This window comes from Alicyclobacillus vulcanalis, from assembly GCF_900156755.1.
In the GTDB taxonomy this organism is placed as follows: Bacteria; Bacillota; Bacilli; order Alicyclobacillales; family Alicyclobacillaceae; genus Alicyclobacillus; species Alicyclobacillus vulcanalis.
Map to the genome: position 1 here is coordinate 12848 of NZ_FTOO01000011.1, position 18189 is coordinate 31036.

Genomic DNA, 18189 nt, shown 5'->3' on the forward strand with positions numbered 1-18189 from the left:
AGGCGGGCCCATGGCCCGCCGAGTATCGTCACAAAAGCTCCGACACGCTCTTCATCTGCGTGAACAGGAGCAGGTAATCCGGGCCGCCGGCCTTCGAATCGGTGCCGGACATGTTGAAGCCGCCAAACGGGTGCACGCCCACGATGGCGCCCGTGCACTTCCGGTTGAAATACAGGTTGCCCACGTGGAAGTGATGCCGCGCGTAGGCCAGGTGCTCGCGGTTGTTGGACAGGACCGATCCCGTGAGCCCAAAGTCCGTGCTGTTGGCGACCTCGATGGCCTCTTCAAACGAGCGCACCTTCGTGAACGCCACCACCGGCCCAAAGATCTCCTCCTGCATGATGCGCGCGTCCGGTTTCACGTCCGCGAAGACCGTCGGGTTCACGAAGAAGCCCACTTCGTTCGAGGCCGTGCCGCCCGCCACCAGCCGGCCTTCGCCGCGCCCGATTTCGATGTAGCTCGTAATCTTCTCGAACGCCTTCTGGTCGATGACGGGGCCCGTGCCCACGCTCGCGTCCCGCACGTCGCCGACCTTGAACGCCTTCGCGAGCTCTGCGACGCGATCGACGAGTTCCCCGTACAGCGACTCGTGGGCGATCACGCGCGAGCAGGCGGAACACTTCTGCCCCGAGAAGCCAAACGCCGACTGCACAATCGTCTTGGCGGCCATCTCCACGTCGTAGCCTTCATCCACGACGATGGCGTCCTTGCCGCCCATCTCTGCGACGAATCGCTTGATCCACCGCTGGCCGGGAATCTGCTTCGCCGCGAGCTCGTTCAGGTGCAGGCCGACCTGCTTCGATCCCGTGAACGAGATGAAGCGGACATCCTTGTGGCCCACCATGAAGTCGCCGATCTCGGCCGGATCGCCCGGGACGAAGTTGACCACGCCTGCCGGCATGCCCGCCTCCTCAAGCGCCTCCACGAGCTTGTAGGCGATGACGGGCGTCTGGATGGCGGGCTTCAGGAGCACCGTGTTTCCAGCGACCACGGCGGAGACCGTCATGCCCGTCACGATGGCGAGCGGGAAGTTCCAGGGCGGGATGATGGCGCCTACGCCGAGCGGGATGTACTCGATGTGGTTGTCCTCGCCGGACAGTGGCGTGAGCAGGTCGTCCGCGCGGCGGGCGAGATCGATCATCTGCCGGCCGTAGTACTCGAGGAAGTCGATGGCTTCGGCGGTATCCGCGTCGGCCTCTGCGCGGCTCTTGCCGGCCTCCAGGAGCATCCAGGCCGAGAACTCGTGCTTTCTCCTGCGGATGATGGCCGCGGTCTTGAAAAGCAGCGCCGCGCGCTCGATGACAGGCATGCGCGACCAGGTCCGGTAGGCGTCCCAAGCGGCTTTGAGCGCCTGTTCGATCTCGTCCTTGCCCGCCATGGCGACGCGGCCGACGAGCTCCGCCTTCTTGGACGGGTTGATGGACTCAATGTAGCGCCCGGTGTCGATGCGCTTGCCGCCGATGACGAGCGGATAGGTGCGGCCAAGTTCCTGCTCGACCTTGGCCAGGGCGGCGGCAAACGCCTCCTGGTTCGCCGGGTTGTTGAAGTCTGTCAGTGGTTCTGGGCGATACGGAATCATGCTAGGGCCTCCTCCGAGAACGAGTGATGCGTAGGGCCACAGTTCGCGCAGGCTCTACGGATACTATCGAAGCAAAGTTTGTGCCAAATGGCCAGAGGGAAGGCAAAAAGTGCGCTTTCTCGGCCGTTTGGCGGGATCGGCTGTGACAAGAGGCTCTTGCGCTTCACGCGAACGCGCTGCAAACTAGGTTTGCATGCGGACGGCGCGGGTCGCGCGCAGGCTTTTTGTATATTGATGCAAGCGAGCCTGGAACATGCGAAGAGGAGGCGGAGAATGCGGGTAGAGGATGGGGAAGTGCGGCGAATGCTGCTGGAAGCCGCGCTCGATGCGCTCGACGAAGGCGTGCACGCGGTGGACGCGAACGGCGTCACGGTGTATTACAACCGCAAGATGGCGGACATGGAGGCGATGTCGCGGCAGGACGTGATGGGCCGCCGCATTGACGACGTGTTCACGTTTCCGGACGCGGCGGGGAGCACGCTCCTGGACGCGGTGCACAGGGGCGTGCGGAGGGACGACGTGCGCCAGACGTACTTCAATCGGCGCGGCCAGGCCATCACGACGGTGAATCGGACGTTTCCCGTCTATGCCGGAGGGCGCATCGTGGGGGCCGTCGAGATCGCCCGCGACGTCACGAGCGTCGAGCAGCTGAGGAACACGGCGTTTGGCCAGGCGGGCGTGCGCTACTCGTTTGCGTCCATCATCGCGGAAAGCGCGGCGATGCGGGAGGTCCTGGAGCAGGCGCGGCGCGCGGCTCGGACCGACTCGTCCGTCCTCATCGCCGGGGAGACGGGGACGGGCAAGGAGCTGTTGGCCCAGGGCATTCATGCGGCGAGCCCGCGGCGAGACGGTCCCTTTGTGTCGCAGAACGTCGCCGCCCTTCCGGACACGCTCGTGGAAGGCATCCTGTTTGGCACCTCGCGCGGGGCGTTCACAGGCGCCGTCGACCGGCCCGGGCTGATCGAGCAGGCGAACGGCGGCACACTTTTGTTGGACGAGTTGAACGCGATGCCGGTGCCGCTTCAGGCGAAGCTCTTGCGGGTGTTGCAGGAGCGCGTCGTGCGGCGGGTGGGGGACGTGAAAGACCGGCCCGTGGACGTCCGCATCCTGGCGACGATGAACGAGGATCCGGCGCGCGCCATCCGCGAGGGGCGGCTCAGGGCCGACTTGTTCTATCGCTTGAGCGTGGTGACGCTGACCGTGCCGCCTCTGCGATTCCGCCGCGCCGACATTCCGCCGCTTGTGGAGCATTTCATTCGGCGGTTGAACACCCTGTTTTCCCTGCGCGTCCAGGGCTGCGAACCGAGGCTGATGGACGCCTTTCTCGCGTACGACTGGCCAGGAAACGTCAGGGAGCTCGAGCACGTGATTGAGGGTGCCATGAACCTGATGGAGGACGAGGCGTGGATTGGCTTTCAACATCTGCCGGGCTACGTGCGCCGGCGGCTGGAACGGGCGCTCGAGGCGGGCCGGGCTGCCGCGGAAGACGCTTCGGCCGGCGAGGGCATCGAAGGTGGGCGCGAGGGTGGGGAGCGCGAGCTTACGGCGCGCAGCGGCACGCCAGGTGGCGCCACGGTGGCACCGGTCACGTTGACGGACCGGCTGGCGGGGACCGGGCCGGAAAGCCGCGAGGCGTTGGCGTCGCCGATGCCTGGGGCCACCTTTCGGCAGCGGATGCGCGATTACGCTCGGTCGCTTTTGCGGGAGGTGCTCGCCGAGACGCGGGGCAACGTCTCGGAGGCAGCGAGGCGGCTCGGCATGTCCCGGCAGAATCTGCAGTACTGGCTGCACGAGGTCGACGTGGATCCAGCGCTGTACCGCCGTTGACGCATGCGCATGCAAGAGGTTGCAACGGCTTGCAGGAGACAAGCGCTTGTTTCCGGTGCAAAGCGAATGGGCGGTGCCAAATTTCTTTGCACGCCGCGGCAGGCGGCATCACGCCGCAGCGGGTGCCTGCCCAACGCACGCCGGGCGCTGACGGGGCTTCCGCACATGCTCGAGGAAAGTGTGAAAGGGTCGGGCGATTCCACCTGCGGGGGCGTCGCACAGTTGGCACGGGATTTGCTACACTACGGGAGTCAAATGCGAGTCACGCCGCGGCCGCACGTGTAAGCGTTGTCGCGAGCTAGATGAGGAGAGACGACGTCGCGCATGAAGCAGTTGGACGACATTCTCGAGAAAGAATCCAAGTTGCGCCGGGGCATGCAGGCGCGCCACATGTTCATGATCTCCATCGGCGGAGTGATTGGAACGGGGCTGTTTCTGAGCTCCGGCTACACCGTCAACCAGGCGGGCCCGGGCGGCGCCGTGCTGGCGTACGTGCTCGGCGGCGTGATCGTCGCCATCGTCATGATGTGCTTGGGCGAGTTGGCGACGGCGATGCCGGTGGCGGGATCGTTTAAGACCTACGCGCAGGAATTTATCAGCCCGTCCATCGGCTATCTGAGCGCGTGGTTGTACTGGCTGAACGGCGCCTTCACCATTGGCGGCGAGTGGATCGCCGCGGACATCATCATCCATCAGTACTTGCCGCACGTGCCGGACGTGGCGTGGTACGCGATTTTCGCCGCCATTTATTTGGCGCTCAACCTCACGCGCGTCGGCGTCTACGGGGAAAGCGAGTTCTGGTTTGCGAGCATCAAGGTCATCGGCATCATCGCCGCCTGTGTCGCAGGTGTGCTGGCGCTCTTTGGGCTGACGGGACACCCGGCCATCGGCCTGCGCAACTACACGGGCCAGGGCGGGCTGTTCCCGCACGGGCTCGGCGCGGTGTTCCTCGCGCTCGTCCCCGTGAGCTTCGCCTACAGCGGCACGGAGCTCATCGGCATTGCCGCGGGCGAGTCGAAGGACCCGGCGACGTCCGTGCCGCGCGCGGTGCGGACGACGAGCGTGCGCATTCTTCTGTTCTACGTCATCTCGATGATCGTCTTGGTCGGCATCATTCCGTGGCAGAAGGCGGGCGTGAACGACAGCCCCTTCGCGACCATCTTCCAGGTGGCAGGCATCCCGTCCGCGCACCTCATCATGGACCTCATCGTGATCACCTCGGCGTTGTCGGCCGGATCGTCGTGGACCTACGCGTCGTCGCGACTCCTCTGGTCCATGGCGCTCGACGGCATGGCGCCGCGCTTTTTGACGCACCTCTCGAAACAAAAGGTGCCGGTCTGGTCTGTCATCGTGACGCTCGTGGTCGGCACGCTCTCGCTGTGGCTGTACGACGTCTCACCCAACACGCTGTATCTGTGGATTGTCTCGGGCATCGGGCTCATCGCCGTGCTCTCGTGGGCCATCATCTGCGCATCTCAGATCGGCTTTCGCCGCAAGTACGTCCGCGACGGCGGTGACGTGTCCCAGCTCGCGTACCGCACGCCCGGGTATCCCGTCGTGCCCATTCTCGGCGTGGTGCTGAACCTCGCCATCGCGGTGAGCCTCTTGTTCATCCCCGGTCAGCGCGTCGCCATCTACGCCGGCGTGCCTATCATCGCGATCGTGCTCTTGAGCTATTACCTCATCTACAAGCCAAGGATGGGGAAGTCGTAATGCAATCCTTAGGACTCGAGCTCGCCATGCGCCAGGAGCTGCGGCTCACGGCCGAAATGAGGCTCTCGCTGCACGTCTTGGCGATCTCGTCGGCCGATCTCGCCGAGGAACTCGAGCGGTTCGCCGAGGAGGAGCCTCTGTTCCGGTACGATCGTCCGCGCCCCATCTCCGCCCCGCGCGCGGACGATGTCGATCCGCTGGCGCGCGTCTCGAGCCCCCTCACGCTGGCCGAGGCGCTGAAGCAGGAGCTGCGCCTCATGCGCCTGCCCGAGCCCGTGCTCCGCGTGGCGCTTTACCTCGCCGACGATCTCGACGAGCGCGGCTACCTCGCCGAGCCCCTCGACGCCGTCACCGCAAGGCTCGGCGTGACGCCCGACGTGGCGCGCGCGGCGCTTGACGCCCTGCAGTCGTGCGATCCGCCCGGCGTGGGTGCAGAGGATCTCGAGTCCTGCCTCCTGCTTCAGCTGCGAAACGAGCGCGCGCCCATTCGCTCGGTGATGGAGGCCGTGATCCGCCATCACCTGGTGGATCTCGCGGAGGGACGCCTGGACGAGATCGCCGCTGCCCTGTCGACGTCGCGCGCCGAGGTGGAGGAGGCCGTTCGCCGCATTCGGCGCCTCCACCCAGCGCCCGCGGCGGCGGTGGCGGCCGAACCCGTCGCGCCGCTCGTACCCGATGTGATCGTGCGCCAGGTCGAGGGCGAGTGGAGCGTCGAAGTGACCGATTGGGCGGCCCCGCGCCTCGAGCTCCGCGCCGAGTACCGGCATCTCGTGCAGAGCGCAGACGAGGAGGCGCGGCGGTTCGTCTCGGCGCGGCTCAAGCGCGCATCCTGGTGGATGCGGGCCATCGAGCGCAGGCGCATGACGCTGCAGATGGTGGCGCAGGCGCTCGTGCGACGTCAAACGGCGTACCTGGAGCGGGGGCCCGTCGGCATCCGGCCGCTTCGCCTGGCCGATATCGCCGACGAGATCGGGGTGCATGAGTCGACCGTGAGTCGGGCAGTGAAGGACAAGATTCTTGCGTCGCCGCAAGGGCTCGTGCGCATGGAGCGGTTGTTCTCCGTCGAGGTGGCGCCGGGGTGGTCGCAGGAGGCCGCGAAGGCGCGCCTCGCCGAGCTCGTGCGGGCGGAGGACAAGGCGAACCCTCTGTCTGACCAGGCGATTGCGAATCTTCTGGCCGAAGAGGGCTGCACCTTGTCGCGCCGCGCGATTGCGAAATACCGGGAGGCACTGGGCATTCCCAACTCGTTTCAACGGAAGCGGTGACGTCTTAGTCCCCATCCTTGCCGCCGGCACCAGGGTCCTCGGGTCCGCGCGTCTCGTTGGGCGGTTCTTCGCCGAGGGCCGCCTCGCGCGAGGTGCCGTCTGGACCCTTTCTGCGCTCGTCCGCTTGCTCGCCCCAACGCTCGTCGGCCGGAGAACTCGGGCCGCGCTCATCCGGCCAAAGGTCAAACAGCGCCACGAATTCGTCCCGAACAGTCTCCACGGCTTTCAGCTCGCCGAGGATCGTGGGCCGCAGATCTTGAAACTCGGGCTGCTCCAACTGGCGCATGAGCGTCGCGCGGCGAACATTGAGAAATTCGAGAAACTGCAGTGCGCGTGCGCGCCGGAACGTCTGAGGACCTGGCGGCCGGCCGAGCGCAGGGTGATCTCGGTGGCCTCGGTGGTGACCGCCATGGCCATCCCAGCCCCGGGGATGATGAGGGTGAGCGTTACGCATACCATCCCAACCTTTCGTGTATTTTTGTATACGTTCGTATGCAATTGTATGACTGGCGATCGCGGCTGTCAAGTTGCGGACTGCCGAGGCGGACAACAAAAACGCGGCTGGGTGCAAGGCAACCCAGCCGCGTTTGCCATCTGATGGCGCAACCATGTTTTCTTTTCCCCTGTACCCCCATACGGGCCGCACCAGACGGCATCTTGTTCTACAAGTGAAAAAAGCCACCCACGCGTTGTACGCGGGTGGCCGGTTGCACAACTCGCTCCCTCAGGCCTTATGTGCCCAGATGACGGCCTGAGATCTTCGCGTCCACCGTCGTGATCGACAATGTCTTGGGCTCAGTATACCCGCAGAATGCGGATGTCGTCAATCCGTCACAATTTTTTGTCCGTGCGCGTTGCCGCGAAGACATGCGCCAACCATCGCGATGAAAGGGCGCCGGGGCAACCGGCCGCTCTGCGATCAGAAGTTGAGAAATGTTTCCGATATGCCCTTAAAAAATCGGCTTGACGATCGAACCGTATCCATGTCGCTGGTTGTCGATGAGGTCTGATCACCAGAGAAGAAGGGTGTGTTGGCATTGGCGTTTCGCTTCCGCGGAGCCGTCGCGCTGAGCGCATGCGCGGTGGTTGGCGCCGTGGCCGCGTTTGCGGGAAATCTGCACGCGCAGACTGCGCCGAGCGGCGTTCCGCAGGATCTAACCCAGGAGGGTCAGGTGACGGTGTCCATCGACGGCGTGCCCGACCCCGTGTTTGCGGCGGAGGAGGCCAAGTATCCCGGCGACATCACTTCGTTCGACACGTGGCGAGGGTTCAGCCATCAGGGCAAGCGCGTCATCACCCTGACGCTGCCCAAACCCGCCGATGTGGTTTCCGTCTCGGTCCGCGCACTGCAGGATTTTCCCCTTGGCATCTACTTCCCGCGCGACGTCGAATTCCAGTTCGAGATGCAAGGCCGGTGGTACACAGCCGGCAGCGAGGCGTCCGCGTATCCGCAGAGCACTCGAAACGTGATGGCGCAGACCTTTTCGTGGTCGTCGCCGCGTGGGGTGGAGGCGTCAGCCGTGCGCATCGTCGTCCCTGTCGATGTGTGGGTGTTTTTGGACGGTTTTGACGTCAAGGGGTACACGACCCGCACGGGCGCGGCAGCGAGCACGCTCACACCGGTGGCCGCCAATTTGGACAAGCCGCTCGGCCCGCTCTCGCCGACGGCGCCAAACGCCTATGGCATCCGCAATATGCTGCTGGTCGAGACGGGCGCGAACGGCTCTCTTGGCACGTGGAGCGAACAGGACTTCGTGCCCATGCTCGGCTATGTGAACGACAGAGGTCAGATCACGGCGCCTTTATTCGACACGATCTTGTTTCTGCCCTACGGCTCCGTGCCGACCACGCAGGCCGGGCTATCCGCGTACCTGCAGGATTTGTTTTCCCCCGGTAAGCAGCTTTCCGCCTTGAACGAAGCGGTGGGCTACGTCAACCAGGTGTTGCACCGCCCTGGCTTCAAAGAGCGCGTGGTGCTGTCGCTGCCTTACTTTGCCTACGGCCAGGCCGCGTTCGGCACCGTCGCCGGATCGCCCGTGCAATTCGCCGGGTCTCCGACCGATCCCGACGCGCTTCAAGCCCGCGAGACGGCCGAGAGCTGGTATGTACAGCAACTTCTTAGCGACTGGAACCGCGCTCACTTCACGAATCTCCAGCTGGTCGGCCTCTATTGGAATGAAGAGCAGTTTCGCGAGACCATGCCGGGCGAAGCCGCGTACGTGCAGTTCGCTTCCCAGCTGGCCGCGTCTCACCATCTGCCCTTGTTTTGGATCCCGTTCTACGGAGCGGCGGGCATCGCGGACTGGAAGGCGCTCGGCTTTTCCGCCGCGTGGATTCAGCCCAACTTTGTGGAGCAGGGATCGCAGGCGTATCTCGCGCGCATGGTGAACGCCGCGCAGACCGCCGCGCAGTATGGCATGGGCGTGGAGGTCGAGTTGACAGGAATTAGTTACCAGGACCAGGCGCTCTACGACAGCTCGCTCGCGCAGTTGTCGGCGTACGGCTTTGGCTCCAATCAGGCGTCGCACGCCTACTACGACGGTTCCAAACTGCTGTTGACCTCGGCGCGATCGACGGGATTGGCGCGCGTCGCGTACGACACAACGGCGAGCTTTATCGCGGGGGTGGCCCTTCATGGCGGTTCGTAGAGCGTGGCTTCTGGCGCCCTTGTGCGCGAGCAGTCTGGTCGTCCCGGCCTCGGTGCAGGCCGGATTGGCCCAGGGACATGGCAGCTTTTCGACGGTTCGCGTGTCCGTGGGGACGTCGAGTTCCCTGTCCGTCCCCGCGCTGATTCAGGGAAACGAAACGTACATTCCGCTGTGGGACCTCATGCAGGTGCTCCATCAGCTCGGCTTCACCGCGACGTGGGCGAAGGGCCAATTCAGCGTTTCGGCCCCGCCATCGGTGCCGATGGACGAGGCGCCTGGGCCAGCGGGCAAAGGCGGGGCGCTCGTGGTGCTCGACGGGCAAGTCGTGGAACAGGTGCCGACGGTCATCGCCACGCCACCGGGGGCGGCCACCCCTGAGGTGTTTCTGCCGCTCACGAACGCGGAGGAGATCCTCGGTCGGTTGGGCATTCAGGCCAGCGCGACCGGCAATCAGGTGAACCTCGACGCGTCGGCTGTGCCCCAGGCGCTTCCCAACCAGCAGGTGGCTGTGTGGAACGTGCTTGCCGCTGTTGCGTCCGATCTCGGCGTGTCGACCGCGCCAGCCGGGCCGAGTCCCTACGCCGACTTGCCGACAGCCTCGCCGGCGTGGGGCGCGGTGGAGGCGGCCATTCGTCTGGGCTGGTATTCGCCCTTATCCGCGTCGTCATCCGGCGCGTTTCAACCCATCACGTGGGCGCAAACGGCATCCATTCTGTGGAATGCGCTCGGCATTTCACAGCAGGACGCGGCGTACCAGCCAGGCGGATCGCCGACGGCGTGGGCGAGCGCCCTTGGCCTTGTTCCAGAAAACTGGGATCCAGCGTCGTACATGACCGCGCAGGAATTGGACACCTTGGCGTCGAATTTGCACGAATGTCTGCAAGGAGATGTCGAAACGGGCGCCAACACGTGGCGGCTCTGGTATCCGCCGGCTGACGAAGTGGAGGCTACCCTCCAGTCGGGAGGCGGGCAGTCGCTGTTCACCTCGACCGCTGACGCGCAGGCCGCCATCTCGTCAGCCTACCAATTCTTCAATCAGCTTGTGGTCACAAGAGTCGGCCAAGGGTATGTCGTCACCGTTCCCTCTGTGCCTGAGGGATATGGGTTTGCCACCTTTTCTGCGCTCGGCGGTGTGGCTTACCAGACGACACCCGGCGGTCCGTGGACGGTCGTGCCCGTGCTGGACACGCGCGACGTCTCCATCCCGGCCAAGGGCCGTCTCAGTGTCAAGGTTCCCGCGCAGGGCATCACCATCACGTGGAATCAGATGATGCCATCGCTGGGCGGAACGGTGGCCATGGGCGCGCTCCAGGTGTCGCCTGGACCCAGCGGGCCTTCGGTCGAGCGCTTGAATATCGTCACACCGAACTTACCTCCGGTCCTTCCGTCGTCCGTCACTTCTACGCAACCGCAGTCATGAGAATGGAGGTCATGTTTGTGAAGACGCATCGCCTGCTCGCGGTCGCGGCACTGCCTGCAACAGTGCTGTTGACAACGCCGGCGCCCGCGCTGGCTGAGACCTCGAGCTCGCAGAGCGCTTCGGCGCCGTCGCTGAACGTGCCGGTCGCTGCCCTGACCCTCGCGGGTGTTCAATCGTATCCCATGCTGAGCTACGGATCCACGGGCGTGTACGTGGAAATTTTGCAGAACGCCCTGAATGCCCTGGGCTATGACGTGGGACAAGCCAGCGGGCTGTTCGACGCCACCACGCAGGCCGAAGTGAAGGCTTTTCAGCAGGCGATGGGCCTGCAGACGGACGGCATTGTGGGTCCCCTGACCTGGGGGGCTTTGGCGAAGGCGGTGGCCGATTATCGCCAGGTGATGACCGTACTCTCCAGTCGCAGCTCGCTGGTTCAGCAAGTCGAATGGAAGCGCATCGTATGGAACGGCAGGTTGATTTCGAAGCCCATCGGCTTCACGTACCAGGGGACAGCGTACATGCCCATTTGGTACGTCATGCAGGCGCTTAGCAAGGCGGGCATTGCGAGCACGTGGCAGGGAGGGGTTTGGACGCTCACGCCGCCCGGAGGTCAGACCGTGAATTACGGAAAGATCTCGTACGGGCCGGGCAGTGCGGCCATCGCCATCGGCCAGACCGTGGTCGCCAATGTGCCCGCGGTGGTGTACCCTGATCCGGCATCCGGAAAGCTCACGACCTTCATGCCTGTTTGGTACGTCATGAACGCGTTGCAGCGGCTGGGCATCGGTTCGACGTGGCAGGGAACCGAGTGGGACATGAAGCCAGCTCCCGTCGTGATCGAGACGGGCGATCCGTCGAACAACACCACCGGGTCAGATCCCGCGAACAGCACGGGCAACGGCACCGGGAACTCGACGGGCAACGCCACGGGCGCCGTGCCAGGCGGCAATACCGTGACGAACGTCACCACGGGCTCGTCCAACGTCACCGGCAACTCGACGGGCAACAGTTTGGGGAACTCGACGGGCAACAGCTTGGGCAACAGCACGTCGAACGCGACGGGCAATGCCACCGGCAACACCACCGGGAATGCGACCGGCAATTCCACGGGCACGAGCAGCGGGTCGTTCACGAATGTCGACCTGCGCTATCCGGCGCCGTCCAACATCAATGCGCAGAGCATCAACCAGTTTCTGCTGCAGAACAGCTCGCCGCTCAATGGGCTGGGCAATTCGTTCATGGACGCCCAGAACCTGTACAGCGTCGACGCCAACTACCTTGTCTCGCACGCCATCCTCGAGAGTGCGTGGGGGCAAAGCCAAATTGCCCTTCAGAAGAACAATCTGTTTGGCTACGGCGCTTACGATTCGAACCCCGGACAGGATGCGGGCGTATTCCCGAGCGACGACTACGCCATCCGATTCGAGGCGTGGACCGTGCGCATGAACTACCTCACGCCGGGCGCGAGCTTGTACGTGACGCCGACGCTCAGCGGAATGAACGTGAACTACGCCACAGCCAAGACCTGGGCAAGCGGCATTGCGGCCATCATGACGCAGTTTGCGAGCTCCGTCGGATCGAACGTGAATGCGTACGTGCAGTACACGCCGTCCAACAATCCGCCCGCTCCGAGATCGACAGCGGAACCGGTGTACTACATGAACGGCGCGCAAGGGGTAACGCAGCAGGATCCGTATTACCCGAATGGCGGCGTTCCGTACTACCCGACCATCGCGCAGGGTGAGAATCAGCAGTTCTTTGGCCAGCTAAGTGTCGGCAGCTTCGGTCAACCCGTGGTGGAGGTTCAGCAGTTCCTGAACCGGACCATCAACGCGGGGCTGACCGTGGACGGGCAGTTTGGCCCGCTGACGCAGGCCGCGGTCGAGAAGTTCCAGTCGCAGGTCATGCACATGTCGAACCCGAACGGCATTTGGACGTTCAGCATGTGGGTCCAGTACATCCAGCCTTCTCAGTCGAACGCCAATCTCATCCCGGCTGGGACCACCGTGAAAATTGACCAGGTCGCCGAGGGCATGGCGGGCCCGTACGTCGTGCCTTGGTACCACGTGGTGGGCTATGGCTGGGTCGACTCGCAGTATATCAAGTTGACCAACGTGTATCGCGTCATTGTGCAGAACCCGGCCGGAACGGCCACCACCATTCCCGTCTACCAGGTGGGCAACCTGTCTTCGGTATTGCTCAATCTGCACAGCGGAGACTGGGTGGTTGCCAACTCAGCGCAGCCCTCGGGCGGCGTGTACACCATTCAGATTGCGGCTCAGGATCCCACCGTGTCGAACGGCTACGCCGCCGGGACGCTCTTGACAGGCTTCATCCCGGCAAACGGCACGGTCAGCTTGGTCCCACAAAACTGACGAATGTCCGCGCCGAGGCGCCCCAACACCGGGGCGCCTCTTCGCCTCTTCGCGTGATCATGGAGCGAGTCCGTGCGGGCGAGATCGTGAGCGCCCCATGCGCCTTGACCCAGCGCGTCAACACCAGTCCCAGCCGAGGCGCCGCGTGCACGGGCACCTCACCCGTTGACGATCTCGCCGCCATTCACGTGCAGCACCTGCCCCGTCATGTACGACGAGTCGGCTGACGCCAGAAATACGTACGCCGGCGCCAACTCCGCCGGCTGACCGGCGCGGCCCATCGGCGTGTCCGTGCCAAACTTGGCCACCTCGTCCGCGCCAAAGCTCGCCGGGATGAGCGGCGTCCAAATCGGCCCCGGCGCCACCGCGTTCACGCGAATGCCCTGTTTGGCCAGCGAAAGCGCGAGCGATCGCGTCAACGACACAATCGCGCCCTTCGTCGCAGCGTAGTCGATCAGCGTCTCGTGGCCGCGGTAAGCCGTGATCGAGGCCGTATTGAGGATACAGGCGCCCGGCTTCATGTGCGGCAACGCCGCCTGAATCATGTAAAAGTAGCCGAACACGTTGGTCGCGAACGTCGCGTGGAGCTGCTCCGGCGTGATATCCAGGATGCTCGCCTGGGGATGCTGGCGGGCCGCGTTGTTGACCAGAATGTCCACCTTGCCGAACGCCTGGATGGTCTGGTCCACGACGCGACGGCACTCCGCTGGGTTGGACACGTCGAAGGCGATGTGTCGGGCGCGCCGGCCGTGCCGCTCCACGTGTTGCACCGTTTCTTCGGCGTCTGCCGTTTCATCCCGGTACGCGATGACGACGTCTGCCCCCTCCTTGGCAAACGCCACCGCGACAGCGCGGCCGATGCCGCTGTCGCCGCCGGTGATGAGCGCCACCTTGTCCTTGAGCTTGCCCGCGCCGCGGTAGTCCGGGTGGTCGAAGAACGGGCGCGGGTTCATCTGCGACTCCACGCCGGGCTGCTTGTTCTGATGCTGCGGCGGAAACGACGTGGGATACGTGGGCGTTTGGCCAGCCGTCGGAGCGTTCGGAGACATGGTGGTTGTGGGCATGCGTCATTCTCCCCCTCCATCGGTGTCACCTTATAACCTGACTGGCGTCAGCCTCCGCTATGCACCGCGTGCGAAAGGCGCGCGGCGACAAGCCCGTCGCCTGCCGGAATCGCCGCGCAAAGTGGCTCTGATCGGTGAACTGCAGCAAAGCGGCGATCTCGCCCACGCTCATCCTGGAGTCCCGCAGCATCTCCTTCGCCGCCTCAATTCGCATCGACCACAAGGCCTCCGTGAGCGTCTGGCCGGTCTCCGCTTTGAAGCGCGCAGCCAGGTGGTGAGGATGCACCCCGACATGCCGCGCGACATCCGCCATCCGCACCCGCTTCGTCACGTGCTGACGCAGATAGGCTTCGGCTTCGCGGACGTGGCGCGATCGCGACGAGCTTTGCGCCTTGTGCGCCGCGCGCGCAAATGCGACGAGAGCCCGATCCACACACGTCTCCACCTCGACGAGGGTCGACGCATCTTCCAAGGTCTGAATCCACGCGTCGCTCATGCCGTACGCCGTCTCGACATCGACGCCGGCCTCCACCGCGGCCCGCGTGGCAAGCGTAATGGCGCAGATGCCGATGTTCTTTCGGTTGCGAATCTCGCTTCGCTTCGAAAGGACGCCGACCCCAGACCGATCGCGTCGAATCGCGGCCTGTAGCGCCCGCATGCCTTCCACATCGCCCGTGCGGACACAGCGCAGCATCTCCCGCTCGCGCGTCACATCGTGGCGGCTGGTGTAGACAAAGTGGTGATGCTCAAACCAGGTTTCGTCCGGTACAGCGCTTTCGGCGGCCGTGAGCGACCGGTCGGAAGACGAGGGCACACGCGTGATCCACAGGATGGGCGGGTGTCGATCCGCCGGCGCACCGGTGCCAAGCAGGGCGTCCAGCGTCTTCGCCACGGCGACCCATCGTTCGTGCGACATGGTGGGAAGCCGCGAGGCGAGCTCGCGAAATTCAGGCTTCCCGAGCGGCTCGTGCACGCCGTCGCCGGTGGCGCGATCGATTTCTGCGGGGTCGAGGGCGTGATCAACGCCTGGGCCGATCGCCACCCAAAGCTGCCCATACGGACACACGGCGAAGCGTTCAAAATAGCGAAATTCCACAATCGCAGCCGACTCGCATGCGTCGCCTTGTGCGGCAAGGCCCTCCGCCAGCTGGCGACACGACGCCAGCCACGCCGCTGTAGGGAGTTTTCCCGATTGGCCTGCCACGACGCGATCGCCGTCCCACACGATCCAAGGAAGGTCAAGTGCCTTCGCAAACGCTTCCAAGGCCGCCAGCGCACTGTGCGGGTCCATCGCTGTCATCCTCTCAAGTTGAACGAGGTTCGTACCGAAAATCTGATATTCATTCTAGATGGCGCGCGCCTGGCGCGCTAGATTGACGACAAGGGTTGAAAGCGGTTGCGGACGCATTCCCGCAACGTAAGAGAGGAGATGAAGGAAAGTGAGTGTCGGGCTGAATACCGTATCGGATGGCGCCTTTGTCACCAATCCAAAGCGTCGGACCTTGTTGTTTGGATCGTTAGGAACCTCCTACTTAGGACTCTTCATGACCTACGCAGGGCTCATCGTAGTTCTGCTCCCAGAACAAGTTGCGCTTCTCGATCCAGTTCACAAGGTAGATGACCTGGCTGTGGTGACCAGCATTTCGTCTGTAGCCACGATTTTTGTGCAGCCAATTGTGGGTGCGCTTTCCGACCGCACCCGGACACGTTTAGGCAGGCGTGCCCCTTGGATGTTGCTGGGAGCCTGCGGAGGTGCGCTCTGCACCGTTGCCCTTCAGTATGCGAAAACTCTCTTTTTCATCACCCTGTTCTGGGTGGCGGCACAAGTCTTATTAAACGCATTTCAAGGCCCTCTATCCTCTATTGTCTCCGATCGCGTCGAAAGCCGTTTCCGTGCAACGGCGTCAGCGTTTATCGGCATTGGCTCTTCTGTCGGTGGCACGTTGGGTGTAATCCTCGCGGGCAGGTTGCTAAACCGGTTAGGGCTCGGCTACGACCTGTTCGCATGTATTGTGTTGTTCGTTTGTTTGACCTTCATCCTGCTCAATCCAGATCGCTCCTCCAAAGAATTGCGTCTCCCTTCAATACGCTGGAAGGAGTTTTTCGCAAGCTTTCTCATTGATCCACGAAAACATCCTGATTTTGCCTGGGCATTCGGCGGACGCTTCTTCATGATATTCGCCTATCAGGCCATTGCAGCCTATCAATTGTATATCTTGACTGATTATATCCATTTATCCATTGCCCAGGCCGGCGGCTTTTTGGGAATGCTCAACCTTGTCCAGATGGTCGCTGTTGGACTTTCAACGCTTGTGTTCGGTCGTTTATCGGACAGAATGCATCGAAGAAAGGTGTTTGTCTTCACCTCAACCCTCTTTATCGGACTCGGAGCCCTGGTTCCCGTGTTTTTGGCAACTTCCGCGGGTATGCTCATTTCCAGTGTCATCATTGGGCTCGGCTACGGGGCTTACATGGCGGTCGACATGGCACTCATGGTCGACGTCCTGCCGGCGCGCGAGGACGCAGCAAAGGATCTAGGTATTTTGAATATCGCAGCAAACGTTCCCCAGGCGTTGACACCCGTTATCGTGGCTGCGCTTTTGGGCGCCTTTCACGGTAACTACGCGTCAATTTTCTGTTATTCCGCCGTTGCGACGGTGATATCTTCACTATTTGTGTTTCCCATTAAATCGGTGCGGTAGTTATCACGATGGGGGATGGGTCACTTATGGTACAACAGCAACGTGACTCTTTTAAGGAAACGCTTGACGCACCTGCTGTCAGAACGGCGTATGGGCGGGTCCAAGGTTTTTGGCAATCAGGTAGTTCAGCTGCATACTTGGGCATTCCGTTCGCCGCCGCTCCGGTTGGACGACTGCGATTCGCAGCTCCAGAGCCTCCAGAGCCGTGGGTCGGCGTGAGAAGCGCGAAGGAATTTGGACCTACTCCACAACGTAGACCGTTTGCTGAGGTTACAACCATCCCTGAGCCATCCATACCGGGAGAAGACATCCTTAACCTCAATGTCTACACTCCGGCTCCAGGAGACCGGGGCGCTCGGCTTCCTGTTCTGGTATGGATCCACGGTGGCGGCTACTTTGCGGGTTCGCCCGCGTCGCCATGGTATAACGGAAGGTCCTTTAACGAGCGTGGCATCGTGGTTGTAACAATTTCTTACCGGCTCGGGTTTGACGGGTTCGGGTGGATGGAAGGAGCACCTTTGAACCGCGGACTCTTAGACCAAATTGCGGCTTTACGCTGGGTGCATGATAATATCCAAAATTTTGGCGGAGATCCCGCTAGGGTAACCATCGCAGGGCAGTCCGCAGGAGGAGGTTCGGTGCTGTCCCTCTGTTGCAGCCCTTTGGCCAGGGGCTTATTCCGCGCAGCGATACCCATGTCTGCTGCCATTGACCAACTTGGCTATGACCAAGCGGTCGAGTGTGGAAGAAGGCTAGCCGATCACTTTCATATTCAACCGAAACGGGACGCTTGGATGAATATCACTCATGACAGCATTCTAGACGTCGAGCGGGGTTACAACACACTGGCGGATAATCCTCCGCTGTCATCTGTTCAAGATGTCATGCAGGTACTCCGCATGCGGCGTTTTGGCGGGGCGGGATTGGCGTTTCGCCCTGTGGTGGATGGCGAGGTCATTCCTGACGGAATCTACGAGCAAAGGACAATCTCGGGCTTTGCGCACGTCCCCCTATTGATCGGCAGCACCCGCAATGAGTTCTCGTTTCCTTCACAGCCCGCCCCATCATTCGATGAGATCTTACATGAACTAGAGAGTGAGGGGGTCAGTCGGGAGGCATTGGAGCAATATGCACATGAAATTGAACGAATTGGTGAGGAGAGAGCCTGGGGGCAGGTAATGACCAGCTACATTTTTCGCACAGGGGTTACGTACCTAGTCGAGCTGCGTAGGCAAGCGGGCGTAGGGTCAAGAACCTGGGTGTATGACTTTGCCGCCATGTCATCCCGATCAAGGGGAGCCTACCATTGTCATGACCTCCCCTATTTCTTCAATTTTCTGGATGCACCTCAGGTTGACCGAGTGCTAGGGACAGCGCTGTCTGGGCCATTGGCGGACGCGATGCACAGCACAATATGCACGTTTGTTCGTGATGGCCAGCTGACTTTTCCGACGGCGGAAGACGAGTCGGTCGGTGCCATCCGCTTTCAGGAACTCGCTCGGTTTGATCCGACAGCTTACCTGTTCGATCGAGAGCTTTTATCGAGGTCTGGAGTTATCTCTTAGACCACCAAATCATCGATGATACAAGAAAGGA

Annotated in this window: 12 protein-coding genes and 1 riboswitch; of the genes, 8 read left to right on the plus strand and 4 right to left on the minus strand. The window is 62.8% G+C overall.

Going from position 1 to position 18189, the window contains the following annotated elements; genetic code table 11:
• Positions 1–28: 28 nt before the first annotated feature.
• Entirely contained in the window at positions 29–1579 is a 1551-nt protein-coding gene (pruA, locus tag BW934_RS11995; RefSeq protein ID WP_076348423.1) for an L-glutamate gamma-semialdehyde dehydrogenase, read from the minus strand.
• 273 nt (positions 1580–1852) lie between these two features.
• Between pruA and BW934_RS12000 the strand changes: the two genes are divergently transcribed.
• From BW934_RS12000 to rpoN, 3 genes are all read left to right on the plus strand, one after another.
• Positions 1853–3406 carry a sigma-54 interaction domain-containing protein gene (locus BW934_RS12000; protein ID WP_076348425.1) on the plus strand — a complete coding sequence of 518 codons (1554 nt, stop codon included), beginning with the start codon at positions 1853–1855 and terminating at the stop codon, positions 3404–3406.
• A gap of 324 nt (positions 3407–3730) precedes the next feature.
• Positions 3731–5119: an amino acid permease gene (locus BW934_RS12005; protein ID WP_076348427.1), complete on the plus strand. Its 1389-nt coding sequence runs from the start codon at positions 3731–3733 to the stop codon at positions 5117–5119.
• A complete protein-coding gene (rpoN, locus tag BW934_RS12010; protein ID WP_076348429.1) occupies positions 5119–6384 on the plus strand; it encodes an RNA polymerase factor sigma-54 in 1266 nt (421 codons plus the stop codon). The genes BW934_RS12005 and rpoN overlap by 1 nt, the downstream gene beginning before the upstream one ends.
• Positions 6385–6388: 4 nt before the next feature.
• Here the strand turns inward: rpoN and BW934_RS12015 are convergent, their stop codons facing one another.
• Entirely contained in the window at positions 6389–6838 is a 450-nt protein-coding gene (locus BW934_RS12015) for a hypothetical protein (RefSeq protein WP_076348432.1), read from the minus strand.
• Positions 6839–7076: 238 nt separating this feature from the next.
• Positions 7077–7161: riboswitch (cyclic di-GMP riboswitch) on the minus strand.
• A 251-nt stretch (positions 7162–7412) separates the two neighbouring features.
• Here BW934_RS12015 and BW934_RS12020 point away from each other — a divergent pair.
• From BW934_RS12020 to BW934_RS12030, 3 genes are read left to right on the plus strand one after another with little or no spacing between them, the layout of a single operon-like run.
• Positions 7413–9032, plus strand: a complete 1620-nt coding sequence (locus tag BW934_RS12020) for a DUF4855 domain-containing protein (RefSeq protein ID WP_076348434.1) — start codon at positions 7413–7415, stop codon at positions 9030–9032.
• Complete coding sequence (locus tag BW934_RS12025; RefSeq protein WP_076348436.1) at positions 9019–10452, plus strand: hypothetical protein; 1434 nt, start codon at positions 9019–9021, stop codon at positions 10450–10452. The genes BW934_RS12020 and BW934_RS12025 overlap by 14 nt, the downstream gene beginning before the upstream one ends.
• Before the next feature lie 11 nt (positions 10453–10463).
• Positions 10464–12827 carry a peptidoglycan-binding protein gene (locus tag BW934_RS12030; protein ID WP_234969770.1) on the plus strand — a complete coding sequence of 788 codons (2364 nt, stop codon included), beginning with the start codon at positions 10464–10466 and terminating at the stop codon, positions 12825–12827.
• Between the two features lie 158 nt (positions 12828–12985).
• On the opposite strand, the gene BW934_RS12035 is transcribed toward BW934_RS12030, so the two are convergent.
• Together BW934_RS12035 and BW934_RS12040 are read right to left on the minus strand one after the other, a co-directional pair.
• A complete protein-coding gene (locus BW934_RS12035; protein ID WP_084182599.1) occupies positions 12986–13891 on the minus strand; it encodes an SDR family oxidoreductase in 906 nt (301 codons plus the stop codon).
• A 25-nt stretch (positions 13892–13916) separates the two neighbouring features.
• Positions 13917–15182, minus strand: coding sequence for a helix-turn-helix transcriptional regulator (locus BW934_RS12040; protein ID WP_076348438.1), 1266 nt, complete (start codon positions 15180–15182; stop codon positions 13917–13919).
• Positions 15183–15330: 148 nt separating this feature from the next.
• Between BW934_RS12040 and BW934_RS12045 the strand changes: the two genes are divergently transcribed.
• Positions 15331–16593: an MFS transporter gene (locus BW934_RS12045; RefSeq protein WP_084182601.1), complete on the plus strand. Its 1263-nt coding sequence runs from the start codon at positions 15331–15333 to the stop codon at positions 16591–16593.
• 26 nt (positions 16594–16619) lie between these two features.
• On the plus strand, positions 16620–18158 hold the full coding sequence (locus BW934_RS12050; RefSeq protein WP_234969771.1) for a carboxylesterase/lipase family protein: 1539 nt from the start codon (positions 16620–16622) through the stop codon (positions 18156–18158).
• Positions 18159–18189 lie beyond the last annotated feature (31 nt).